The sequence below is a fragment of the Microbacterium halotolerans genome (assembly GCF_003569805.1).
Taxonomy (GTDB): domain Bacteria; phylum Actinomycetota; class Actinomycetes; order Actinomycetales; family Microbacteriaceae; genus Microbacterium; species Microbacterium halotolerans.
This window is the reverse complement of the sequence record NZ_KZ984051.1, coordinates 540,618-564,275: the sequence shown is the minus strand read 5'-3', so window position 1 is coordinate 564,275 and position 23,658 is coordinate 540,618. Positions and strand designations below refer to the sequence as shown.

21 protein-coding genes and 1 tRNA gene are annotated in these 23,658 nt (G+C 67.2%); 15 read left to right on the top strand and 7 right to left on the bottom strand.

All coding sequences use genetic code 11. The features are described 5' to 3' along the window. Positions 1–29: 29 nt before the first annotated feature. From DZG09_RS02550 to DZG09_RS02535, 4 genes are read right to left on the bottom strand one after another with little or no spacing between them, the layout of a single operon-like run. Complete coding sequence (locus DZG09_RS02550; RefSeq protein ID WP_119696143.1) at positions 30–1,400, bottom strand: FtsW/RodA/SpoVE family cell cycle protein; 1,371 nt, start codon at positions 1,398–1,400, stop codon at positions 30–32. Further along, positions 1,397–2,737: a PP2C family protein-serine/threonine phosphatase gene (locus tag DZG09_RS02545; RefSeq protein ID WP_119696142.1), complete on the bottom strand. Its 1,341-nt coding sequence runs from the start codon at positions 2,735–2,737 to the stop codon at positions 1,397–1,399. The genes DZG09_RS02550 and DZG09_RS02545 overlap by 4 nt, the downstream gene beginning before the upstream one ends. Before the next feature lie 10 nt (positions 2,738–2,747). Continuing rightward, complete coding sequence (locus DZG09_RS02540; RefSeq protein ID WP_119696141.1) at positions 2,748–3,263, bottom strand: FHA domain-containing protein FhaB/FipA; 516 nt, start codon at positions 3,261–3,263, stop codon at positions 2,748–2,750. Further along, positions 3,260–3,997 carry an FhaA domain-containing protein gene (locus DZG09_RS02535; protein WP_119696140.1) on the bottom strand — a complete coding sequence of 246 codons (738 nt, stop codon included), beginning with the start codon at positions 3,995–3,997 and terminating at the stop codon, positions 3,260–3,262. Before DZG09_RS02535 ends, DZG09_RS02540 begins: the two co-directional genes overlap by 4 nt. A gap of 356 nt (positions 3,998–4,353) precedes the next feature. On the opposite strand from DZG09_RS02535, the gene DZG09_RS02530 reads away from it, so the two are divergent. From DZG09_RS02530 to DZG09_RS02470, 13 genes are all read left to right on the top strand, one after another. Beyond that, positions 4,354–4,437, top strand: a tRNA-Leu gene (locus tag DZG09_RS02530). A 297-nt stretch (positions 4,438–4,734) separates the two neighbouring features. Then, positions 4,735–6,585, top strand: a complete 1,851-nt coding sequence (locus DZG09_RS02525; protein ID WP_119696139.1) for a glycoside hydrolase family 3 protein — start codon at positions 4,735–4,737, stop codon at positions 6,583–6,585. Next, positions 6,582–7,229, top strand: coding sequence for a TetR/AcrR family transcriptional regulator (locus DZG09_RS02520; protein WP_119696138.1), 648 nt, complete (start codon positions 6,582–6,584; stop codon positions 7,227–7,229). The genes DZG09_RS02525 and DZG09_RS02520 overlap by 4 nt, the downstream gene beginning before the upstream one ends. 363 nt (positions 7,230–7,592) lie before the next feature. Continuing rightward, positions 7,593–8,948: a sulfatase family protein gene (locus DZG09_RS02515; RefSeq protein WP_119696137.1), complete on the top strand. Its 1,356-nt coding sequence runs from the start codon at positions 7,593–7,595 to the stop codon at positions 8,946–8,948. 109 nt (positions 8,949–9,057) lie between these two features. After that, positions 9,058–10,605 carry an ABC transporter substrate-binding protein gene (locus tag DZG09_RS02510; protein WP_119696136.1) on the top strand — a complete coding sequence of 516 codons (1,548 nt, stop codon included), beginning with the start codon at positions 9,058–9,060 and terminating at the stop codon, positions 10,603–10,605. A 148-nt stretch (positions 10,606–10,753) separates the two neighbouring features. Further along, complete coding sequence (locus tag DZG09_RS02505; RefSeq protein WP_119696135.1) at positions 10,754–11,701, top strand: ABC transporter permease; 948 nt, start codon at positions 10,754–10,756, stop codon at positions 11,699–11,701. 1 nt (position 11,702) lies between these two features. After that, positions 11,703–12,626 (top strand): ABC transporter permease, encoded by a 924-nt coding sequence (locus tag DZG09_RS02500; protein ID WP_119696134.1) that lies wholly within the window; start codon positions 11,703–11,705, stop codon positions 12,624–12,626. After that, complete coding sequence (locus DZG09_RS02495) at positions 12,623–14,254, top strand: ABC transporter ATP-binding protein (RefSeq protein WP_119696133.1); 1,632 nt, start codon at positions 12,623–12,625, stop codon at positions 14,252–14,254. The genes DZG09_RS02500 and DZG09_RS02495 overlap by 4 nt, the downstream gene beginning before the upstream one ends. 35 nt (positions 14,255–14,289) lie before the next feature. Continuing rightward, positions 14,290–14,925 carry a TetR/AcrR family transcriptional regulator gene (locus DZG09_RS02490; protein WP_162893123.1) on the top strand — a complete coding sequence of 212 codons (636 nt, stop codon included), beginning with the start codon at positions 14,290–14,292 and terminating at the stop codon, positions 14,923–14,925. Further along, positions 14,922–16,481 (top strand): arylsulfatase, encoded by a 1,560-nt coding sequence (locus DZG09_RS02485; protein WP_119696131.1) that lies wholly within the window; start codon positions 14,922–14,924, stop codon positions 16,479–16,481. Before DZG09_RS02490 ends, DZG09_RS02485 begins: the two co-directional genes overlap by 4 nt. A 119-nt stretch (positions 16,482–16,600) precedes the next feature. Continuing rightward, positions 16,601–17,995, top strand: a complete 1,395-nt coding sequence (locus DZG09_RS02480; RefSeq protein WP_119697343.1) for a dihydrolipoyl dehydrogenase family protein — start codon at positions 16,601–16,603, stop codon at positions 17,993–17,995. 166 nt (positions 17,996–18,161) lie between these two features. After that, positions 18,162–18,470 carry a hypothetical protein gene (locus DZG09_RS02475; RefSeq protein WP_162893122.1) on the top strand — a complete coding sequence of 103 codons (309 nt, stop codon included), beginning with the start codon at positions 18,162–18,164 and terminating at the stop codon, positions 18,468–18,470. Positions 18,471–18,588: 118 nt separating this feature from the next. Continuing rightward, the gene (locus DZG09_RS02470; protein ID WP_119696129.1) at positions 18,589–19,368 is read left to right on the top strand and encodes a YidC/Oxa1 family membrane protein insertase; all 780 of its coding nucleotides are present in this window, start codon (positions 18,589–18,591) and stop codon (positions 19,366–19,368) included. Positions 19,369–19,486: 118 nt separating this feature from the next. Here the strand turns inward: DZG09_RS02470 and DZG09_RS02465 are convergent, their stop codons facing one another. Continuing rightward, positions 19,487–20,233, bottom strand: a complete 747-nt coding sequence (locus DZG09_RS02465; RefSeq protein WP_240423637.1) for a M15 family metallopeptidase — start codon at positions 20,231–20,233, stop codon at positions 19,487–19,489. An 88-nt stretch (positions 20,234–20,321) separates the two neighbouring features. Between DZG09_RS02465 and DZG09_RS02460 the strand changes: the two genes are divergently transcribed. After that, on the top strand, positions 20,322–20,999 hold the full coding sequence (locus DZG09_RS02460) for a response regulator transcription factor (protein ID WP_119696127.1): 678 nt from the start codon (positions 20,322–20,324) through the stop codon (positions 20,997–20,999). A gap of 22 nt (positions 21,000–21,021) precedes the next feature. Further along, the gene (locus tag DZG09_RS02455; protein WP_276116028.1) at positions 21,022–22,074 is read left to right on the top strand and encodes a sensor histidine kinase; all 1,053 of its coding nucleotides are present in this window, start codon (positions 21,022–21,024) and stop codon (positions 22,072–22,074) included. Between the two features lie 48 nt (positions 22,075–22,122). Here the strand turns inward: DZG09_RS02455 and DZG09_RS02450 are convergent, their stop codons facing one another. Together DZG09_RS02450 and DZG09_RS02445 are read right to left on the bottom strand one after the other, a co-directional pair. Beyond that, positions 22,123–22,524, bottom strand: coding sequence for a RidA family protein (locus DZG09_RS02450; RefSeq protein WP_119696125.1), 402 nt, complete (start codon positions 22,522–22,524; stop codon positions 22,123–22,125). 256 nt (positions 22,525–22,780) lie between these two features. After that, positions 22,781–23,551 (bottom strand): IclR family transcriptional regulator, encoded by a 771-nt coding sequence (locus DZG09_RS02445; RefSeq protein ID WP_162893121.1) that lies wholly within the window; start codon positions 23,549–23,551, stop codon positions 22,781–22,783. Positions 23,552–23,658 lie beyond the last annotated feature (107 nt).

Sequence of the window (23,658 nt, the reverse complement as noted above, 5' to 3'; positions counted from 1 at the left end):
CGCCTCCATCCGGATCGTCGTTCGACGCATCACCCGATCACCGCTTTCGGCTGTTGGCGTACGGCATCGCTGATGCGCAGGATCAGCGCCAGGATGATCCAGTTCGCCAGCAGCGACGAACCGCCGGCCGCGAGGAACGGCGTCGTCAGACCGGTCAGCGGCAGGACGCGCGTGACGCCGCCGACCATGATGAACACCTGCAGCGCCAGTGTGAAGGAAAGTGCCGTGGTGAGGAGCTTGCCGAAGTCATCCTGCCCGGCGATGCCGATGCGCAGGCCCCTGCCGACCAGCACGAGGTACATGGACAGGATCGCGAAGATGCCCACCAGGCCCAGTTCCTCGCCCAGCGACGGGATGATGTAGTCGCTCTGCGAAACCGGCGTCAGCCATGGGCGGCCCTGGCCGAGGCCGGTGCCGAAGAAGCCGCCGTGCGCGAGACCGAAGATGCCCTGCACGAGCTGATAGCTGCCGCCCTCGCGGTCGTAGATCTCCTGGTCGAACGCGTTCAGCCAGTTGTCGAAGCGCCAGCCGACGTACGTCATGAATCGCGAGGCGACGAACGCGCCGCCGAAGGCGAGGAAGACACCGATCAGCATCCATCCGGTCTTGCCCGTCGCGACGTACAGGGTGGCGACGAACATGCCGAAGATCAGGATGCCCGTGCCGAGGTCGCGCTGGATCACGATGATGCCGAGCGAGACGAGCCAGATCACGAGCACGGGTCCCAGCTCTCGGGCACGGGGGAACGTGAAGCCCAGTACGCGCCTGCCCGTCGTGGCGAGGCTCTCGCGGGTGCGCACCAGGTAGCCGGCGAAGAAGATCGCGAGGCAGATCTTCGCGATCTCTCCCGGCTGGAAGTTGACGCCCGCGATCGAGATCCACACCTTGGCGTTGCCGCCGCCGTTGAGGAAGGGGATGAACGGCAGCAGCAGGAGAACGATGCCGGCCAGGCCGAACAGGTAGGTGTAGCGGAACAGGAGGCGGTAGTTCGACAGCAGCCAGACGAGCGCCCCCGCGAGCACCATCGAGACGGCCGCGTAGACGATCTGACTGGTGCCGGCGCTCGGGTTCGTGCCCGAGAGGCTGATGCGGTAGATCTCTGCGATGCCCAGACCCGTGAGCAGGAATGCGATCGGCAGCACGAGCGGATCGGCGTTGGAGGCTTTGATGCGCAGCACCACGTGCAGAGCGAGCGCCAGCAGCCCGAGCAGGCCGGAGAGGATGAGCTCGCCGTACACCAGCTCGCCGAGCGCACCCAGCTGAACCAGCGCCATCGCTCCGGTGGAGAGCACGATCGAGAACAGCAGCAGGAGCAGCTCCCGGTTGCGGCGCGGCGCCGGCCTGCGTACGCGGCGCAGGGCCTTCAGCACGGCCGTGTCGGCGGCGACGTCTTCGCTCATTCGTCCTCACCTCCCGGGGTCTCGGTCGGTTCGGGCGTCGAGCTGCCATCCGGATCCGGTGTGTCGTTCGGCTCCGGATCCACTTCGGCGGAGTCGTCGTCGGCCGGCAGGTTCGCGCGCAGGCGTTCGACGATCTCCTCCGCGTGCTCGAGCGAGTGCGCCGTGATCGTCTGCTCGACGATGCGCAGGTTCGCCGGGGAGAGCCCGTCAAGCGGCACGTCGGTGTCTTCGTACGTCGAGGAGAACGAGATCGGGCCGGCGGTGGCCTGGATGCCCTGGTAGATCACGACGCTGTTCTCGTCGGTTCCGACGTAGTAGCGCGTCTGCGTCCACTGGGTGAAGCCCCAGAACGCCACGGCGATGGCGGCCGCGATCAGTACGATCGCCGAGACGCCGACGATGCGCCGACGCCTGGCGCGGCGCTTGTCCTCCTCGATGAGCTCCTCGAGATAGTCGGAGTCGGGCTCGAAGTGGCTCGGCTCGTTCGCCGCCTGGCTGCGAGGGTGCAGCCATCCGGTGCCGATCGTCGGGCGGCGAGCGGACGGCACCTTGATTCCCTGCGGATTCGAGGCGGAGCCGACGACGGATGGGGCGCCCATGAGCACCGGATGGCGCCCGCCGACGTCGACGATCACGACCGTGACGTTGTCCGGCGCGCCGCCGTCGAGTGCCTGTTTGAGCAGGGCGTCCGCCGTGCGGCCAGGGGTGTCGTCGCGCCGCAGCGTGCGGTTGATATGCGGTTCGTCGACGACGCCGGAGAGGCCGTCCGAGCACAGCACGAACCTGTCGCCCTGCTGGGTCGGCATGATGATCGTGTCGACCTCTGGGTGGGCATCCATGTCGCCGAGCACGCGCATCAGCACCGAGCGGCGCGGGTGGTAGCGCGCCTCTTCCGGAGTGATCCGACCGGAGTCGACCAGGCGCTGCACGAAGCTGTGGTCGGTGGTCACCTGGGTGAGGGAGTCGTTGCGCCACAGGTAGATGCGCGAGTCGCCGATGTGCGCGATCACGGCGTAGTCGTCGACCATCGCGATCGCGCTGACCGTGGTGCCCAGACCCGCGAGCTCAGGGCGGCGCTTGGCGATCTCGATCAGGTCGCCCGCCGTGGAGGCGACGGTCTCGCGCAGGGCGATCTCGGCCTGCTGGGGCGACTCGTAGGCGTGGTCGAGGGGCTCGAGCTTGTGCACGGCGACGCTCGAGGCGACGTCGCCGCCCGCGTGCCCGCCCATGCCGTCGGCGACGACGAAGAGGTTGGACCCGGAATAGCCGGAGTCCTGATTGTTCGACCTGACCTTGCCCGTGTGGGAGATCGCGGCGCTGGAGCCCTCGAAGACCATGCGGGTGGGGCTACTTCCGCAACTCGAAGGTTGTCGCCCCGACCTTGATCGGCGCACCCGTCTGCACCGCAACGGGCGCAGACGACGCCACTCGCACACCGTCGTGCATGGTGCCGTTCGTCGAATCGAGGTCCTGGATCATCCACTGCTCGCCCCACAGCACGAGCCGCGCGTGGTGACCCGAGGTGTAGTCGTCGCGGATGACCAGTCCGGCCTCGCTCGATCGGCCGATCGTGAGAGGGTCGGTTCCGAGGGGAACCTCGAGGCCCGCCTTCGGGCCGGAGGTGATCACGATGCGGCTGACCGTCGATGTCGTGGCAGGGCCGGACGTCGCCACACTGGGTGTCGGAGTCGGGGGAGTGGACGGCGCGGCGGGCGCCGCCGCGCGCGCCGCCTGCGGCTCCGGGAGCTTTCGGGCGCGGGATCCGAACAGATCGGCGCGCAGTGCGAACACCACAGCCAGCACGAACAGCCACATGACGAGCAGGAAGCCGCCGCGCAGCAGGAGGAGGGTGAGGTCGCTCATGTCGATGGCCGCTCCTGTGCGTCGAATATCCGGGTCGCCGCGTCGTGCGCAGATCGGCGAGGGGAAGCTGCGCGGGGGACCACACGGAAGACGATATCGGTGCGACCGATGCGAATGACAGACCCGGATGCCAGCGGAGCCTTCTTCACAGGCGCCCCGTCGAGCTTCGAGCCGTTCGTCGAGCCGAGATCGCGCACCATTGCGCTGGTGCCGTCCCAGAGGATCTCGACATGCTTGCGGCTCGTTCCGGTGTCGGCGATCGTGATGTCGGCATCGCTGCCGCGCCCGATCACGGTGCGGGCGGCGGTGAGCACGTGCTGGCGGCCGGCGATCTCGACTACGGCCTGCCACGACACCTGCGCGCCCTCGGCGGTCCCCGACTCGATCCGGATCGTGCCCGCGGGGATGTCGTCATCCGGCCGGATCGCGATGCGCACGGGACCTGCGAAGCTGTAGCCCTGCTTGGCCGCGTGCTTGCTGACGATCTCGTCGAGTTCGCTGTTCAGCGCGGGGCCGACGCGGTTCATCCGGTCGGCGTCCGTCGGGTTGAGGCAGACGGTGAGGTCGTTCGGCGCGAGAATGCGGTCGCGACTGACCACGGCAGCACTGCTGTCGAGCTCGCCGCGCAGAGCGGAAGCGATCTCAACGGGCTGAACGCCGCTGCGGAAGGTCTTCGCGAATGCGCCGTTGACGGCGCGTTCGAGCCCCTTCTCAAAGCTGTCCAGAAGTCCCAAGCGCTTTCTCCTTCGTCGGGCCGCGTTTGGCCCATCGTAGCCATGGCCGGTGTCAACCAGCCTGAAGAGGCGCAGATCGCTGCGCGCGCAGGCCGCGGCAGCGATCCTGGTGGCGCCTTCGGGGCGCTGAGTCGCGGCAGAATCTCCGAGGCGCTGCGTTTCCGCGCCGATTCTGCAGTGCCCCGGGGATTCTGCAGTGCCTCGGAGGCCGATCTCCGAGCGCCGCGTCCTCGCCGGTGACCTGTGGGCTCCGAGCCACCGCGGCGGAGGTGTCCCGTACGACGCGGCGGTTTCGTTCGCAGACCTCGCGCCGTGTTAGGATCTTCAGGTTGAGAACGAGCGCATGCGCTCGGCTCGCGCGAGTGGCGGAATTGGTAGACGCGCTGGCTTCAGGTGCCAGTGTCCTTACGGACGTGGGGGTTCAAGTCCCCCCTCGCGCACAGGAATGAAGAAGGGCCCGGCCGAATGGTCGGGCCCTTCTTCGCGTGTTCGCCGGACGCGGTGCGGACGCGATCGATCGTTCCTGTACCGGGTCGGAGGGGGCGGCGAGGAAGGCGTCACGTTCGGGCGGCATCTGCTGTCAGAACCGCAGAACCCGATTGTCGGCGTCTCGTTCGTGTCGCCGATCCGGGACGGCGAGGCGTCCTCGGGGTCGCTTACTGAATCGGATTCAGTAAGCTTCTCGTGAGGTTCGCCGAACCGAGAACGACCCTGCCGATCGCTGGAGGAGCCCACCTATGACCGCACCCGATGCGAACTCGAGCGGCGTATCAGCCCCCTATATGGATGCACGACTGGACGTCGATGCGCGCGTCGAGGATCTGGTGGGGCGACTCTCCCTCGAAGAGAAGGCCGGATTGATGTTCCAGAGGGTGACACCTGTCCCCTCGAGCGGCTCGATGAGCGACGACACGCCTCGCGACGGGCAGCATGGAATCGAGGAGATCCTCGGCGACAAGTACGTGAACCATCTCAACGTCCACGTGCTGCCCGACCCGGCGCAGACGGCAGCCTGGGTCAATGAGGTCCAGCAGTATGCGCGGACGCGGACACCGCATGGCATTCCCGTCACGATTGCAACAGACCCGCGGCATTCGTTCGCGGAGAACTTCGGCGCGTCGTTCACTGCCGACAACTTCTCCGCCTGGCCGGAGCCGTTGGGGTTCGCGGCCCTCGGCGATGAGGACGTGGTGCGCGTCTTCGCGCGGATCGCCAGGGATGAGTACCGGGCGGTGGGCCTGCGTGCTGCGCTGCATCCGACGATCGATCTCGCGACGGAGCCTCGGTGGGCCCGACAGTATGGGACGTTCGGACAGGACGCCGACCTCACGGCGCGTCTCGCCAAGGCCTACCTCGACGGCTTCGAAGGGGCGGAGCTCGGCTCCGAGTCGGTTGCCTGCATGGCGAAGCACTTCCCAGGCGGTGGCCCCCAGCGCGACGGCGAGGACCCCCACTATCCCTATGGCCGAGAGCAGGTCTACCCCGGCGGCGCATTCGAGGAGCATCTGCGTCCCTTCCGGGAGATCATCCGGAGAGGAGTCAGCGCGATCATGCCGTACTACGGCATGCCGATCGGACTGGTGCGCAACGGCGAGTCGGTCGAATCGGTCGGCTTCGGATTCAACAGGCAGATCATCACCGGCATCTTGCGGGAGGAGCTCGGCTATGACGGCGTCGTCTGCACGGATTGGGGGCTGATCACCGAGTCGCACCTCGCGGGACGGTCGCTCCCTGCACGCGCCTGGGGCGTCGAGCACCTCTCGAAGAAGGAGCGGATGGCGAAGGTCGTCGAAGCGGGCTGCGATCAGTTCGGCGGTGAGGAGAGCCCTGAGGTGATCGTGGAGCTCGTCAGAGAAGGGACGATCAGGGAGGAGCGGATCGACCAGTCTGTGCGCCGCCTCCTGCGGGTGAAGTTCGCGCTCGGGCTGTTCGACGATCCGTTCGTCGACGAGGCGCGAGCGGACGCTCGAGTCGGGACGGATGAGGCCCGCGCCCTCGGACGCCGCACGCAGGCGCGTTCCGTCACGGTGCTCGAGAACGACGGCGCAGCCGCGGGACGGGATGCCCTGCTGCCGCTTCGGCCGGAGACCTCCGTGTTCGCAGAGGGGATCAGCGAAGACGACATCGAGGCTGCGGGCCTCCGCGCAGTCTCATCGCCGGAGGCCGCCGACGTCGTTCTTGTCCGCCTGTCCGCGCCCTATCAGCCGCGCGACCAGTACATGCTGGAAGCGAGCTTCCACGCCGGCTCGCTGGAGTTCGACGAGGCGGTGATTCTCCGACTCGCTGACCTCGCCGCCTTCGCGCCTGTCGTGGTGGCGGTCCATCTGGATCGACCGGCGGTGCTGACTCCACTGGTTCCTCTCGCCAGCGCATTGGTGGGCGTCTACGGCACCTCGGACGCGGCCCTGCTCGAGGCGCTCACCGGCCGGATCATGCCGGAGGGGCGCCTGCCGTTCGACCTGCCGCGAAGCATGGCGGACGTTGAGGCCTCGATGCCCGATGTCGCAGGCGGTTTCGAGAAGCTCTACGGGTTCGGACACCGCGTGCCCCTGAGGAACGGCGCGGAGGAGGAGCCGATGTCGCGATGACGCGCGGACCCCGCCGTCGGAGGGGCGAGTCGCAGGAGCGCATCCTCGACATCGCCCTGGAAGTCGTGTCGACGAAGAGATTCGGTGCCACGACCCTGATCGACATCGCCGCCGCGGTGCAGATGACCCCAGCGGGTCTCCTGCACCATTTCGGGTCGAAGGAGAGGCTCTACGTCGAGATACTGCGCCGACGTGATGCCATCGATGCGAACCATGTGGGCTCCCCGGGGGAGGGGGAGCTGCCTGGGGTGCTGATCCTCGCCCGTCACAACCAGAGCGTTCCGGGCCTCGTGCACCTGTACGTGAATCTCGCCGCGGCTGCGACTGAGCCCGCGCACCCGGCGCACGAGTACTTTCGCCAGCGCAACGCACAGGTGCGCCAGCGAGTCGCCCGCGACATCGCCGTAAGGCAGGCGGAAGGCGGGTTCGCGCCGACCGCTGATGCAGACACCGTGGCGGACATGCTTATCGCCCTCCTCGACGGTCTCCAAGTGCGCTGGGACGTCGACCCGACCTCGGTGAACATGTTCGACACGGTCGCGGCGTTCTGGGAGATGGCTGGCGGTCGCCCGCTCGCGAGCGCGGACCGCATGGGATCAGCGCAGTGCGCTGAGGGCGAGCACGATCACCGCACCATGCACTGAGGGCGGTCGCGCATGCAGGTCCGGTGCCTCCGCCTCATGCGCGTGTCGTGGTTCTCCGTGCGGCGCAGATGCTCCGGCACCTCCGGTCCCGCTGGCGTGAGCACGGTGGGACGATGTCGGACACGCGGACGACGTCGGTGCGCGCGTGCGATTCGTCGCGCACCCCCGTTGTCCTGCGTGCGACGGCCTTGATCGATCGTCGCTGCGTCGGTACTACTAGTCACATAGTCCAGCCCGACAAAGGTGCAGCAGTGTCCCGTGTTCAGTACGGTACTAATCACATAGTGGTATTCGTCGATCTCGAGCTTCCGGTCTCCCGGCGAGATCGGGTGAGTGCACTGCTTCGAAGATGAGGAGAGCGCAATGGCAAACATCTTGTTCATCACTGCCGACGACATGGAGGGCACGACCCCTGGTGCGTTCGGGGGCCCGTCAGGAGTGACGCCCTCCCTCGACGGCCTTGCGGAGGAAGGCGCCGTCTTCGGTCGTGCTCACGTCGCCGTTGCGGTCTGCCAACCCAGCCGATCCGCCATCATGACGGGGCTCTGGCCGCATCGGAACGGGGCCGAGGGCTTCGAACCGATCGACGACTCCGTCACTCTTCTCACGACGCTGCTCGCCGACGCGGGGTACGTGACGGGCATCTTCGGCAAAGTGAAGCACCTGCAGCCGATCGAGCGGTTCGGCTGGGACACTGCGGTGGATATGGCGGCTCTCGGGATGGGACGCGACCCACAGCGATACGCACAGGAGACGGCGGCCTTCCTCGCCGATGCGGGCGAGCGGCCGTGGTTCCTGATGGTGAACGCGCACGACCCGCACCGGCCGTTTCACGGCGCGGACAGCGCTGGGCGGTACTTCGACGAGGAGCAGGCCGCGACCATCCCCGCTCCTTCGCGGGTGTACTCGGCGGATGACGCAGGCCCGGTCCCGGGCTTCCTGCCGGATCTTCCCGACGTGCGCCGTGAGTACGCGGAGTACCTCAGCTCGTCGCGGCGGTGCGACGACGTGGTGAGGGCGGTGCTCGGGGAGCTGGAAGCATCCGGGGCGGCGGAATCGACGCTCGTCGTCTTCCTCTCGGACAACGGCATGGCGTTCCCCTTCGCGAAGGCGAACTGCTACCTGCAGTCGACGCACACCCCGCTCATCGTGCGATGGCCGGGGGAGGTGCGCCCCGGCATCCGGCTCGACGCGCCCTTCGTGTCCTCGCTCGACCTCTTCCCGACTTTCTGCGATGCCGCCGGAATCGACAGCGGCGAAGTGGACGGCAGAAGCCTTCTTCCGCTCCTTCGCGAAGGCGATGAGCCGGCGCGCGATCACATCGTGACCGTCTTCCACGAGACCGCCGGAAAGCGTCGGTACGAGATGCGCTGCGTCCAGGACGATCGCTTCGGATACATCTGGAACGGATGGGCGGAGTCCGGGGAGTCGTACCGGGCCGAGAACATGCTCGGTCGCACCTGGCCCGCGATGCTCGAGGCTGCGGGAAGCGACCCCGTGATGGCTGCGCGCACGGACTTCTACGAGCACCGTGCCCAGGAGGAGCTCTACGATCTCCGCCTCGATCCGCACAGCCTCGAGAACCTGGCGGGTGAGTCCGGCTTCGGCGGGGAGCTCGATGCCAAGCGGAAGGCGCTGGCGGAGTGGATGCGCGAGACCGGGGACCCGCGAATCGAGGCGTTCGAGGCGATGCTCGCGAGCCGCAACGCACGAATCTGAGTCACAGAGGAGGCCAAACGGTCGATCCATCGTGCGCCGGGTTGATAACTTACTAAGTGGTTGGTAAGTTTTCGGCATCCGTTCTCAATGATGAGGAGCACTGCCGACTATGACCAGTCACAGCACACACCACCGCGCAGCGATCTTTCTGGCGGGACTGACAGCCCTTGCCCTGGGAGTCACAGGCTGCGCGTCCGCCGTTCAGCAGCAGAACGAGACCGAGAGCGCGGCCGAGCCCGTCGCTGGGGGAATCCTGACCGTCGCGCAGGCGCAGGACGCCCAGCCGAACAACCTCCAGGCGGGTCGGCAGGGCAACGCCTCGTGGGCGGCGAACGTCTTCGAGACGCTGACGGCCTATGACGAGAACCGCGAGCCGCAGCCGCTCCTCGCCGAGGACTGGACGATCGCCGATGACGGGCTCTCGATCGACATCGTGCTGCGCGACGACGTCACCTTTCACAGCGGAAGGGCGCTGACGGCCGAGGATGTGAAGTACTCACTGGAGTACAACGCGGCGTCCAGCTCCCAGGTCGCGTTCGTCTCGGAGGGCATCTCGGCCATCGAGGTGACCGGCGACACGACTCTCACGCTGACGTTCGATGAGCCCAGCCCGAGCCTGTTCGACCTGTTCGAGTACGCGTTCATCATGGACAGCGAGACTGCGGAGTCGGGTCTCGACGACGGCTCGGCCGTCATCGGAACCGGACCCTTCACGTTCGAGAACTGGTCGCCCGGTTCTGAGATCACCCTGAAGCGCTACGAAGACTACTGGGGTGAGCCGGCATACGTCGACGGAATCGACATCTCCGTCATCACCGACAGCACCGCGATGCTGAACGCCGTCCGCAGCGAGCGCAGCCAGCTCGCCATCGGCATGAACACTCAGGACGTGCGCACGATGTCGTCGAACGCCGGGTTCACGACCACGCCGACCAGCGGAGCGGTGTATCCCCTCGGGTTGAACATCGATGAGGCGCCGTTCGAATCCAAGGACGTGCGCCAGGCGGTTCAGTTCGCGATCGATCGTGAACGGATCGCCGATCAGGTCTTCGGCGGCTCTGCCACCCCGACCAACCTCTTCTGGGCTCCGGACACACCCGGATATCCGGAGGAGTTCGACGACGCGTACGCGTATGACCCAGACAAGGCGACCGAGATGATCGAGTCCGCTGGGGCGAAGGGAGCGACGGTCGAGATCACCGTGATCTCGCTTCCCGCCAACACGAGCGTTGCCGAGGTCGTGCGCAGCAACCTTGAAGAGGTCGGGCTGAAGCCTTCGATCAACGTGGTCGAGAACGCGGCGTTCGGCGAGCAGCAGATCGCGGGGGAGCTCGGCGCGGCTTTCCTTCCTCTCCACGGCCTCAACGGACTGAGCCCCGTGTCGCTGATCAACGTCCTGCCGTCGCTGCGCGAGGGCAACTCCTCGCACTTCTGGACCGATGAGTATGCGCAGCTTCGCGATGCGCTCGCGGACGCTCAGGACGACGAGGCGCGATCGGGCGCCCTGCTGGAGCTGACCGAGTACATGGTCGACGAGGCGTTCACGGCGAATCTCGTGCGCGTCGACGGCGAGAACGTGGTCTCGACCGATGTTCACGACCTCGAATGGTCCAACCGTGCATATCTCCGCGCGGGCACTGCCTTCCTCTCCGAGTGACATATCGGGGCAGTTGCTCTTCGCGGCCGCCCCGATTCAAGAAAGGACCCCTCGTGGCCCGCACTGCTGACGTGCTGCTCCTGCCTGTCGACGGCCGCCGTTCCGCCGGTCGACGTCGCATCGTGCACAGCCGAGGACGTGATCGATCGTGATCAGATTCCTGCTCCGCAAGCTGCCATCCGTCATCCTCGTCCTGTTCGCGACTTCGGTCATCGCCTTCCTCCTGCCCCGCTTCGTACCAGGCGACCCCGCGTCCACGATCGCGGGGCCGGACGCCAGTGCCGAGCAGATCGACGAGGTCAGGGAGCGGCTGGGTCTCAACCAGCATCCGGTCATGCAGTACTTGACGTGGTTCGGCGGTCTCCTCCGCGGAGACCTCGGCATGTCGTACATCTTCAACCGTCCGGTCGGTGAGCTCATTCTGGCCAGGGCCGAGAGCACGATCGAGCTCGCACTGCTCGCCGCCCTCTTCATGGTCGTCATCGGTCTCGGTCTCGGCATCCTCGGCGGATCGGTTCGTTCGAAGGTCGGGCGCTTCGCGGTCGACTCGACGAACACCCTGCTGATAGCAACGCCCGCATTCCTGGCGGGTCTGCTGCTCATCGTGCTCTTCGGCGTCGCATGGCGCATCCTGCCAGTCAGCGGCGAGGTCGGACTGCTCGAAGACTTCGGCATCGGCCTTCAGTACCTCCTGCTTCCGGCGTTCGCCCTCGGGCTCACCCAGGCCCCGGGGATCGCGCGCCTTCTCCAGACGACGCTGCTGACCACTCGTGGTGAGGAGTTCGTCGATCTGGCCCGCGCCAAGGGCGCGTCCTCCCAGCGGATCACCTACCGGCACGTGCTGCGGACGAGCCTGGGTGCCGCGGTCGTGGCCATCGGCGTCCGCATCGGTGATCTCCTGGGCGGCTCCGTGATCATCGAGGCGATCTTCGCCCGCGATGGGCTGGGCCAGCTCGCCCTCCAAGCCGTCAACAGCCGTGACTATCAGCTCCTTCAGGTGCTGATCATCGGTGCGGTGCTCATCGCCGTGATCTCGCAGCTCGTCACGGAGATGGTGCTCGCTGCCCTCGATCCGCGAGTCAGATTGGACGCGTGACATGTCAGAGCTTCCTCCCCGCCTCCGCAAGACGGAGAAGTCGACCGTTCCGTCGACGCACGCCGTCCGCACGATCGAGGGACTCCAACGACGACTGACCCCGAATGCGACTCTGCGTCGCTACCTCGCCGGGTTCCGCTCGCCACGCGGGATGAGCGGACTCATCGTCTTGGCCCTTCTCGCCGCCCTGGCTCTGCTTGCTCCGCTGATCTTTCCCGATGGGTACGACCAGCAGAGCGCGAACTCGCTCGCAGGCCCGAGCCTGGCGCACGCTTTCGGCACCGATGATCTCGGTCGCGATCTGCTCGTGCGCACGATCTACGGTCTTCGCACCGACTTCACCATCATCCTCGTGGCCGTGCCGCTGAGCATGGTCCTGGGGACGACGCTGGGGCTCATCGGCGCCCTGTCGAGGCTGGCCGGATCGCTCGTGCAGCGTCTGCTCGACATCATCCTCGGTTTCCCCGGCATCGTGCTCGGAATCTGCATCGCGCTGATCATGGGGGCCGGCTGGGGTGCGCTGGTCGTCGCGATCACGATCGGGGGGCTGCCGTTCTTCGGGCGCCAGGCGCGCGCGGCGCTGCTGGAGCAGATGAACCGCGAGTACGTCATCGCGGCCCGAGCGCTCGGCATTCGCAAGGGCACGATCCTGGTGCGTCACATCCTGCCCAACTCCATCGACCCGATCCTGGTGAGTGGGGCACTGTTCGTCGTCGTCGCGATCTTCATAGAGTCGGGCCTCAGCATCATCGGTCTGGGTATCCAGCCACCAGAGCCCTCGCTCGGCTCGCTTCTGAACGTCGGGATGCGCTTCATCGAACAGGCGCCGATGTACATCCTGGGTCCGACGATCGTGCTCATCCTGCTGGCGATGTCGTTCAGTCTCATATCCGACGCACTCAATGAAACGGTGAACCGCAAATGAGCAATGAGAGCAGCGCCGCGCCGATTCTCGTCGTCGATGACCTTCAGGTGACCTTCGACCTGCCCTCCGGCACCCTTCTTGCGGTCGATGGCGTCTCGTTCGAGCTCCGACCCGGTCAGATCCTCGGCATCGTCGGAGAGTCCGGATCCGGCAAGTCCGTCACGTCCCGCGCGATCATGCGGATGGTCCGGCACCCCGGACGCGTCTCCCGCGGACGGATCGAGCTCGCTGGACGCGATGTCGTGTCGCTGCCCGACAAGGAGATGCAGACCATCCGCGGGACACGCGTCGCGATGATCTTCCAGGACCCTCAATCGGCGCTGAATCCGGTTCTCCGGGTCAAGGAGCAGGTCGCCGAGGCGATGCGCATCCACGGCGTCAGCCGAGCGGATGCCGAAAGGCGCGCCATCGAGCTGCTCCACAAGGTGGGGATCCCCGACCCGGAAGCAGCAGCGGAGAGGTATCCGCACCAGTTCTCCGGTGGGATGCGCCAGCGGGTCGTGATCGCGATCGCACTTGCCAACGATCCAGAGATCCTGATCGCCGACGAGCCGACCACGGCGCTGGATGTGACGGTCCAAGCCCAGATACTGGACCTGCTGCGCGACCTCCGCGATGACCTCGGAATCGGCATCGTCTTCATCACGCACGACATGGGCGTCGTGGCCGAGCTGTGCGACGACGTCGTGGTCATGTACCGAGGCCGCATCGTCGAGCGCGGTCCGGTCGCCCAGGTGCTGAGGAGGCCCGCCGACCCGTACACTGTCGGGCTCATGGCGGCGATCCCCAAGATGGATGCTCCGCTGCGGGACGACAGCCCCGAACCGGCGACGACCTCGGTCCTCGAGGTGCGGGATCTGCGGGTCGACGTCAGCACGCAGCGACGGGGGCTGCTCCGACGCGCCACTGCGTTCTATGCCGTCGACGGCGTCTCGTTGCGGATCGGGGAGGGCGAGACTCTGGCGCTCGTGGGAGAGTCGGGCTGCGGAAAGTCCACGTTGTCGCGCACGATCGTCGGTATCAACGATCTCGCCGAGGGCGACATCCTGATTTCTGGTCGTTCGATCCTGAATGTGGGCTCGGAGCAGCGGAACGAGAACATCCGCGCTGTGCAGTACGTCTTCCAGGACCCGTACTCGTCCCTGAATCCGCGTCGAACCGCCGGCCAGTCGATCGAGGAAGCGCTGCAGGTCGCCGGGGTGCCGCGGAAGGACCTGCGTGGGCGCGCCGTCGAGCTGCTCGAGCGCGTCAGCCTCGGAGCGGAGTACCTGGACCGCTACCCGTGGGCCTTCTCAGGTGGGCAGCGCCAGCGCATCGGGATCGCGCGGGCTCTCGCCACCGATCCGCAGCTGCTGATCCTCGACGAGCCCGTCTCCGCCCTCGACGTGTCCATCCAGGCGCAGATCCTGGAGCTGCTGAAGGAGCTGCAGCGCGACTTGAAGCTCGCCTACCTCTTCATCTCGCACGACCTCGCCGTGGTGCGAGAGATCAGCCATCGCGTCGCGGTCATGCACAAGGGCCGCCTCGTCGAGCAGGGCACGGCCGCTCAGGTGTTCGGCTCTCCGAGCGACGAGTACACTCGGACGTTGCTGGCTGCGACGCCGGATCTGGACAAGGCCATCGCATGATTCCTCCCGCCCAGAAAACCTCGAAAGGGGCCTCGATGAGTCAGCCAGGTACGAGCGGACGCGCGCCGCAGGCTCGCGGCGTCGCACGTCGCAAGGAGATCCTCGACGTCGCGGCCGAACTGTTCGCCGGTGGGGGCTTCAACAGTGTGAGTCTGGCCGACATCGCCGCGACGGTCGGTATCACTCAGGCCGGCATCTTCCACTACTTCCCGACGAAGGCCGCGCTCCTGATCGCGGTGCTGCAGGAGCGGGAGGCGGGCAACGAGCGGTTGAGCGCGGCTGGCCGTGCGAACGGCGTCGACGGTCTGTCGGCGTACTTCCGAACGCTCGAGCTCAACGACGACAACCCCGCCCTCGTCCAGCTCTTCGTGATTCTGTCGGCGGAGGCTCTGGCGGAGGACCATCCGGGCCACGACTGGTTCGTGCAGCGGAACAAGTCGCTCGTCGAGCGCATGATCGGCTACGTCACCGAGGTCGTCGACGTGGATCGGCTGCCCGAGGGGCTGGACGCGGAGACCCTCGCCAGATGGATCATGGCGCTCTCGCACGGGTTGGGTGCGCAGTGGCTCATCGACACCTCGGCGTTCTCACGACACGAGGCGGTGTCGAAGATCATGATCCTGCTTCGGCCGTATCTGAGAGACGATCTTCGAGAAGAGGGCCTCTCATGACGAAGCCCAATGTGATCGTCATACTCGCAGATGACCTCGGGTACTCCGACATCGCGCCGTTCGGGGGCGAGATGGACACCCCCAACCTCGACCGCCTGGCCTCGCGCGGCGTCCGCATGAGCTCGTTCTACGTCACCCCGCGCTGCAGCCCGTCACGTGCGGCGCTGCTGACCGGCCGCCACCCGCATTCGGTCGGGATCGGCGTCCTGACGACCGATCATCGGCCGAACGGCTACCGGGGCTCGCTGTCGCTCGATGCTCCCACGCTCGCCGAGCGGCTGTCGGAGCACGGCTACATCAACGGCCTGTTCGGCAAGTGGCACCTGTCGAGCGAGCACCGTACGCCCTCAGACACCTGGCCCACGCGCCGGGGCTTCGACCGATTCCGCGGAATCCTGCCCGGAGCATCGAGCTTCTACCAGCCACCGCTGGTGGAACAGGAGACCCGCCTCTCCGGGGACGAACTCGGGGAGGGGTACTACTTCACCGACGACATCACCGCGAGCGGTGAGCAGTTCATCCGCGAGCACGCGTCGCAGTCGCCGTTCTTCCTCTACATGGCCTATACGGCTCCGCACTGGCCGCTGCAGGCACGAGAGGAGGAGATCGCGCAGTACCGCGACCGATTCCGCAAGGGGTGGACTGCGCTTCGGACGGAGCGTCTCCGGAGGCTCGACGAGCTCGGACTCGTCTCCGGCGTCGACCGGCTCCCCCCGGGTCACCCGACGCCGGACTGGTCGGACGACGAGGCTGATTGGCAGGTCGAGCGGATGGCCGTGTACGCCGCGCAGGTCGCCTCGCTCGACCAGGGGGTAGGACGCCTTCTCGACGCACTGGACGAGACGGGTGCCGCCGACGACACGATCGTCCTGTTCCTCTCCGACAACGGCGGGTGCGCCGAAGAGCTGCCTCCTGGCCTTGACAGGTTCTCGGAGCTCGTCTGCCCGCGCACCACACCGGACGGGCGCGAGATCGTCATCGGCAACGACCCGGCGGTCATGCCAGGCTCGGACACGACCTACCAGAGCTACGGCCGCGACTGGGCGACGGTCTCGAACACTCCGTTCCGCATGTGGAAGAGGTGGGTGCACGAGGGCGGCATCTCGACGCCGTTCATCGCCAGCTGGCCCGGCGGGGGCATCCCCGCGGGCGGTGCGATCAGCCACTCGGCCGGGCACGTCATCGACGTCGTCGCTACGGTCATGGACGCTGTGGGCGGCACGCACGACACAGACGGCGAGTCGCTCCTCAGCGCGTGGCGTCACCCGTCCGTGGTCGATCACGACCGCACGCTGTTCTGGGAGCACATCGGCAACGCCGCGGTGCGGCGCGGCTCGTACAAGCTGGTCAGGGAGTGGGGCAGCGCCTGGGAGCTGTACGACATCTCAACGGACCGGAGCGAGAGCGAGGATCTGGCGGACGGGCGGCCGGAGATGGTGGAGGAGCTCGCCGAGCTGTGGGAGGCATGGGCCCGTGAGCACGGGGTCATTCCATGGGAGGACTTCCTCAGGGACCTCGACGCCCGCGGCATCTCCCGTGCCCGCGCTGTGGGCTGAATCACCACCCCCACCGTCGCCTGATACGCCACACTGGGAGGGAGCCTCTTCCGGATCTCCGCGATCCGACTCAGCATCATGCTACGAAGGGAGACGGCATGACCGCCGCCGAGAACCCCATGCACGACTACGACCTGATCGTCATCGGCGGCGGCGCCGTCGGAGAGAACGTCGCCGACTACGCGACCCGACGCGGTTTACGGGTCGCCATCGTCGAGTCCGACCTCGTCGGAGGAGAATGCTCCTACTGGGCGTGCATGCCCTCCAAAGCGCTTCTCCGCTCAGGGCAGGCCGTCCGCGCGGCTCGTCGGCTCCCCGGCGCACGCGAGGCAGTCTCCGGAACTTTCGATCCTTCCGCGGTCCTCGCTCGGCGGACGGCGTTCACCAGCGATTGGAACGATGAGGCGCAGGCCGCCTGGGTCGAATCCGCCGGCATCGATCTGATCCGCGGCCGGGGCAGACTGGTCGGCCGCGGCCTTGTGCAGGTCGACGACCGCGTTCACTCGGCGAGAGCCGTCGCGCTGGCGACCGGTTCCGTCCCCGTTCTCCCGAACATCGCGGGACTCGCCGATGCCGCTCCGTGGGGCACCCGCGAGGCGACATCGGCCGACCACGTCCCGTCTCGGATCGTCATCATCGGGGGTGGCGTTGCAGGCACCGAGATGGCTTTCGCATTCTCCTCGCTCGGTTCGCGCGTCTCGCTGCTCTCTCGCGGTGCCATCCTGAATCACGAGGAGGCCTTCGCCGGCGAGCTCGTCGCGACGGCGTTGGCCGACGAAGGAGTGGACGTGCGCACGGGAACCGTGCCGACTCGCGTCGACCGCGACCAGGAAGGGATCGTCACCGTCGTGCTCGATGACGGCACCGAGCTCGTCGCCGAGGAGATCCTGGTCGCCACCGGACGCCGCCCCGCCGTCGACTCCATCGGCCTCGACACGATCGGGGTCGGCACGGAGCTGTCGGTCGATGACACGATGCGCGTCGACGGCACCGACTGGCTATACGCCGTCGGCGACGTGAACCAGCGGGCGCTGCTGACCCACCAGGGCAAGTATCAGGCACGCGCCGCAGGCGAGGCGATCGCGGCCCGGCTGAACGGCGACCCCGTCTCCGATGCCCCGTGGGGGAAGCACGTCGCCACGGCCGACCGCAGCGCCGTGCCGCGCGTCGTGTTCACCGATCCCGAGATCGCAGCCGTCGGGCGCACCGAGGCTCAGGCGCGCGAGGAGGGTTTCCGCGTCCGCGCAGTCGAGTACGAACTCGGCCAGGTGGCAGGCGCCAGCCTCCACGCCGACGGCTACACGGGACGGGCGAAGCTCGTCGTCGATGAAGGGCGCCATGTCGTGGTCGGCGCGACATTCGTCGGTCAGGACGTCGCCGAACTCGTGCACGCCGCGACCGTCGCGATCGTGGGCGAGGTCACCATCGATCGGCTCTGGCACGCCGTTCCCGCCTACCCGACGATCAGCGAGATATGGCTCCGCCTTCTCGAGACGTACGGCCGACCGCAATAGGGTCGCCAGGATGTCCGGATCGGTCGACCGCATCAGCATCGACTGACCGGCGCGGTTCGCAGCGCCTGCAGCGTTCGGATGCAGGCGCTGCGACGTGCCTCATCTGTTCGGGGAACGAGCGTTCCGAGTAGAGTGGCCGCACCCGATGCGGTTGGAGGTGAGAGCGGTGCTGGTTTCGCTGTGGCTTGCTCTTCACTTCATCGCGCTGACGCTCACGGTCGCGTTCGGTTCGCACCTCCCGTCGTCGCCGTTCCAGGCGCTGCTCCTCCTCGCCGTCGGTGCCCTCATCGTCGCGGTCGTCGTTCCGCGGACTGTACTCCGCACGCTGACCCGCGCGCTGCTGATCGCCCCGAATGCGCCGCCGAGCGGCCTGCGCGTTCGCACAGCTCCCGTCCGTCGGTACCCCGGCGAGCCTGGCACGCGCGGCACCGCCATGGTGCGCGCGCCGTCGTTCGTCGTTCACGCCTCGGCCTGAGCGACGACCTCCCCTGCTGATCTCAGCAGGGAATGCTCTCCCGCACGCCGCGGGTGGGTTCGTCGTTCTCACGAGGCGATCAATCGATCGACATCCCTCAGAACGAGACGAGAACGACATGGACATCTACGAATTCCCACCCATCCGAATCCTGATCAGCGCCGCGTACTGGCTGGTCACCCGGCTCAGCGAGCTGCTCGAACCGCTGGCCGGCACCGGGAGCGCGGCGGCCGCGGTCATCCTGCTCACGATCGCGGTGCGCATCGTGCTGATACCCGTCGGCCGGTCGCAGGTCAGGGCAGGCATCATCCGGCAGCGACTCGCCCCGCAGCTCGCAGAGCTCCAGAGACGGCACAAGAAGAACCCCGAGCTGCTCCAGCGCAAGACGATGGAGCTCTATGCGGCGGAGAAGTCGTCGCCGTTCGCCGGCTGTCTGCCCGTGCTCGCGCAGACGCCGCTGCTGATGGCCGTATACGGGCTGTTCATCCGGCAGACCATCGATGGGCATGCCAACGAGCTGCTGACGCATACCTTCCTGGGCATCCCGCTGGACGCAGGGCTCATCGGGCAGATCGCCGCAGGTACCGCCGATTGGGGGTCCGCTGCCGTGTTCGTCGCGATCATGGTGCTGATCGCGATCGTCGCGCAGGCCTCGCGCCGTCTGCTCATGCCGACGACCCCGGCCGAGCGCCCGGAGGGAGCGCCCGACCTGTCCCGGATGATGCGCGTGCTGAGCTTCATGCCCTTCATCACGGCAGCGGTCGCCGCGTTCGTACCGCTTGCCGCCGCCCTCTACCTGCTCACGACGACGACCTGGACCCTGGGGGAGAGGATCATCCTGCGGCGGGTGCTGGGTGGTTCGCCCGGAGCCGGCGAGGCGGTGGCGGTGGCGGTGTGACGCGCCTTGCTGAAGCTCCGGCTCCGCCCCGACTCTCGTCACGTTGAGCGGTCCCGTCGGGGTGCTGCCGGGACGCATGGGATCGTTCCCCTCGCGGGCAGTCTGAACTCCAACTCCTCTACGGTGCCGAGGATGCGTCTGCAAGCCGCTCGGGGCATCCGGAATCAGCGGCGTCAGGTCGCAGTTCGAAATGCCAGATCTCATTGGCGTAGATCTGGCAGAGTCCGTATCGCGCGCCCTTGCGAGACAGCCATTCGGCCGCGTTGTAGGGGCCGACATCGACCGCATCCCCCGTCACATGCGCCGACGACTCGACCGAATCGACCCATTTCGAGGCCTCGTCCTCCGAGCCGTACTCGGCGATCGCCTCGTCGTGCAACCGCGCTTGATAACCCGCCGAACGCCACCCGCTGTTGATCAACAGTGAGATGCCGTCCGTCTCGGCGTCGCGCGCCGCCTGCTGCACTGCGGACAACAGACCCGGATCGAGTTTCGCCAGCGCGGTCACGCCTGTCTCCGACGGCGTGACGCTCTCGAGCAGCTCCCCGGATTCCGGACCTGCCGCCGGACCATCCGCCCCTGCTCCGGTCTGTTCGCGTTCGCTCGGACCATCCGACTCATCTTCGCCGAGATCGATGCTCTCGCCGCTCGATGCGGCGCCTGGCTCCGAGGGTGCGCATGATGCTGCCGCACAGAGCGTGCCGGCTGCCGTGACACCGAGCGTGACGATCAGCACCACCAGGCTGACCACGCCGAGGGCGAATGCACTGCGCGCGACGATGACTCCCATCCGGTTCTTGGAGCGAGCGGCGTCAGTGCTCTGGAAGGTGCTTCTCGATGTTCTCGGGCGATCTGGTCTGTTCATGCACTCCAGCCAAGGCGGATGCACGTTGTCATGACGTATGAGTTCTTCGATACGCAGGCGATATGCCCAGGCGCATACTCTGACGTCTATGAGAGTGCTGATCGTGGACGACGAGGCCTATCTGGCGGAGGCGATTCGCGACGGGCTGCGTCTGGAGGCCATCGCGGCCGATATCGCCGGCGACGGCGACACCGCTCTCGAGCTGTTGTCTGTGAACTCCTACGACCTCGCGGTGCTCGATCGCGACATCCCCGGCCCGTCAGGTGATGAAGTTGCCGCATGGATCGTGACCTCAGGCAGCGGCATCCCGATCCTGATGCTGACTGCGGCCGACCGCCTCGACGACAAGGCGAGCGGTTTCGAACTGGGAGCCGACGATTACCTCACCAAACCCTTCGAACTGCGCGAGCTGGTGATGCGGCTGCGCGCGCTCGACCGGCGCCGCACTCCCACTCGCCCACCGGTGCGGGAGCTCGCGGGGCTGCGCGTCGATCCGTTCCGGCGCGAGGTGTTCCGCGACGGCCGGTATGTCGCGCTCACCCGCAAGCAGTTCGCGGTGCTCGAGGTGCTCGTCGGAGCCGGCGGCGGAGTGGTCAGCGCCGAGGAGCTGCTTGAGCGTGCCTGGGATGAGAACGCCGACCCGTTCACGAACGCCGTGCGCATCACAGTGTCGACCCTGCGCAAGCGACTGGGCGAGCCGTGGGTGATCGCCACTGTCCCCGGCGTGGGCTATCGGATCGAGACGGAAGCGGATGCTGCCCCGTAGGCCGCGCGGACTCAGTGCGCGCATGAGACTGACACTGAGCTATGCAGGGGTGGTCGTGCTCACCGGCGGCTTGCTGCTTGCCGTGGTGTCGTTGTTCCTTCTTCGGTATGTACCCGATGTCAGCATCCCGTCGACGTTCTTCGTCCCGAACCGAAACGATCTGCTGCGCGCGTTCGTACCGCGGGCGGCGGCCGCCATGATCGCGCTGATCGTATGCGGCCTTGCGGGCGGCTGGCTCCTCGCCGGGCGGATGCTCGCACCGCTGAACCGCATAGGCGAGGCCGCGCGGCTCGCTGCACAGGGCTCGCTCTCATACCGCGTGGCGCTCGAAGGGCGCAGCGATGAGTTCAGGGACCTCGCCGACGTGTTCGATGTCATGCTCGCGCAGTTGGAAGCACATGTCGCCGAGCAGCAGAGGTTCGCCGCGAACGCCTCGCACGAACTGCGCACCCCGCTGGCGATCTCACAGACTCTTCTCGAGGTGGCACGGGCAGACCCGGAGCGCGATGTCGACGACCTCATCGAAAGGCTGCAGCACGTCAACAGCCGCGCGATCGAACTCACCGAGGCCCTGTTGCTGCTGACTCGCGCCGACGGCAGGACCTTCGAACGGAATCCGGTCGACCTCCTGCTGCTCGCGGAGGAGGCTGCTGAGAACCTGCTCCCCCTGGCCGAGAGCCACAGCGTCGCATTGCGCGTAACAGGTGAGGCGGTGCCGACGATCGGGTCTCCCACACTGCTGCAGCAGATGATCGCGAACCTTGTGCACAACGGCATCGTGCACAACCTCCGGCACGGCGGCACGGTGTCGGTGCACTTGTCGCGGCAGGCCGACGCCCTCGTGCTGATCGTCTCGAACACCGGCGAGGCGATCGCCCCTGAGGTGCTCGAGACGATCGTCGAGCCGTTCCAGCGCGCGTCGACACGCACGCACAGCGGAGATCATGCCGGAGTCGGACTGGGGCTTGCGATCGTGCAGAGCATCGCACGCGCCCATGACGCGACGCTGCTCCTCACCTCACGGCATGGCGGCGGACTCGTCGCCGAGGTGCGGTTCCGTCTCGATGAACGGTGACGAGGGGCCCGTTCGGCGGGCTGAGGAGCGCTCACCGGTCGGTCTGGATCAGTCCACGACAGCGAGGGCGTCGATCTCGACCAGCATCTCCTCATGGGGCAGCCCGACGAATACGGTGGTGCGGCCGGGGAGAACACCGTCGCCCACGTGGCGCTCGACGAAGTCGCCGTACGCCTCGTTCATGGCGGCGAAGTCGCCGCGGTCGGTGAGGTAGACCCGGAACATCACCACGTCGCCGACGCTCGCGCCGCCGGCTTCGAGAATCGCGCGCACGTTCTCGAGGGTGCGAAGGGTCTGCGCGTGCACGTCACCCGCCGCGATGTAGCGCTTCGTCTCCGGGTCCATCGGACCCTGACCGGAGACCTGCAGCACGTTGCCGTGCCTGACCCCCTGGGAGAAGGTGTGCGCGGCAGCGGGGGCGGTGTCGGTCCGGATGGCGGTGCGTGGCATCAGTGTTCCTCTCAGGAGCGGGCGTGACGATGCTAAGGCAAAGTGCAGGAATCACAAATCCTGTTGCATCACACGCAACACGCCCCTTGTCGTCCCTCGCCCGACCCCGGTCGCACCGCCCGTTCCGGTGTCCCGAACTGCGCCACCATCGTGAGTTCGGCGCACTCCGTCACGCCGGAGCCGACCGGCGAGAGCGGCGACCACACTTCGGCCCACCGAAAGCCCCTTGAGAACGCGTGGGCACTCGTGTGGCGCCCTACCCCAGGTCCCGCGAGACCTGTCCTGCGGTTTCGAGCAGATCGTCGAGGTGCGTGCGCAGGTCGTCGAGGTCGTGCAGCGCCTTCAGCGATGTGAGCGAGATCGCGCCGACGACGGTGCCGTCCGAGTTGGACACAGGTGCGGCGATGCAGTTCGTGAAGCCCTCGAACTCGCTGTCGTCGACGGCCCAGCCGCGCCGGGCGATCCGGTCGAGCTCGGCGTCGAGGCTCTTCCGGTCGGTCAGCGTGGTGTCTGTGTAGGCCTGCCATTCGACGCCGGCGAGCACGGCGTCGCGGCGCGCGGTGGGCAGCTGCGCGAGGATCGCCTTGCCGACCCCCGTCGCCTGCGGCAGCACGGTTCTGCCGACGCGAGAGTACATCCGCACACCGCTGGTGTCCTCGATCTTGTCGACGTAGACGATGCTGTTCTCCATCAGCTGCGCGAGGTGCACCGTGCAGCCGGCACGGGTCTGCAGCCGGATGAGGTGGTCGTGCGCGATGCGGCGCAGATCGATGCGTTCCAGCGCGTGCTGAGCGATCGAGATGATGCGCGAACCGATCGCGTAGCGGCCGTCCGACCGGTGCACGAGGAAGCCGGCGCGCTCGAGCGTCTGCAGCTGGCGGAACACCGTCGAGCGATGCACATCGAACTTCTCCGCCGCCTCGGCGAGGGTGCGCGGGTCCTCCGCGATGAACTCGATGAGCTCCGTCGCGCGTTGCACGGTCTGCGACACTGTGTCTCCCGAAATAGGCCTGAGCGATGCGCTCATGCTGTCACAGTGCGCGAACCGGGACCGAGCACCTCGCCGAGCGACTCTCGCGGGCGTTGCGTGCACAGCGCAGTCGGTCCGCTGGACTGTGCGAGCGAGAAGCGCGG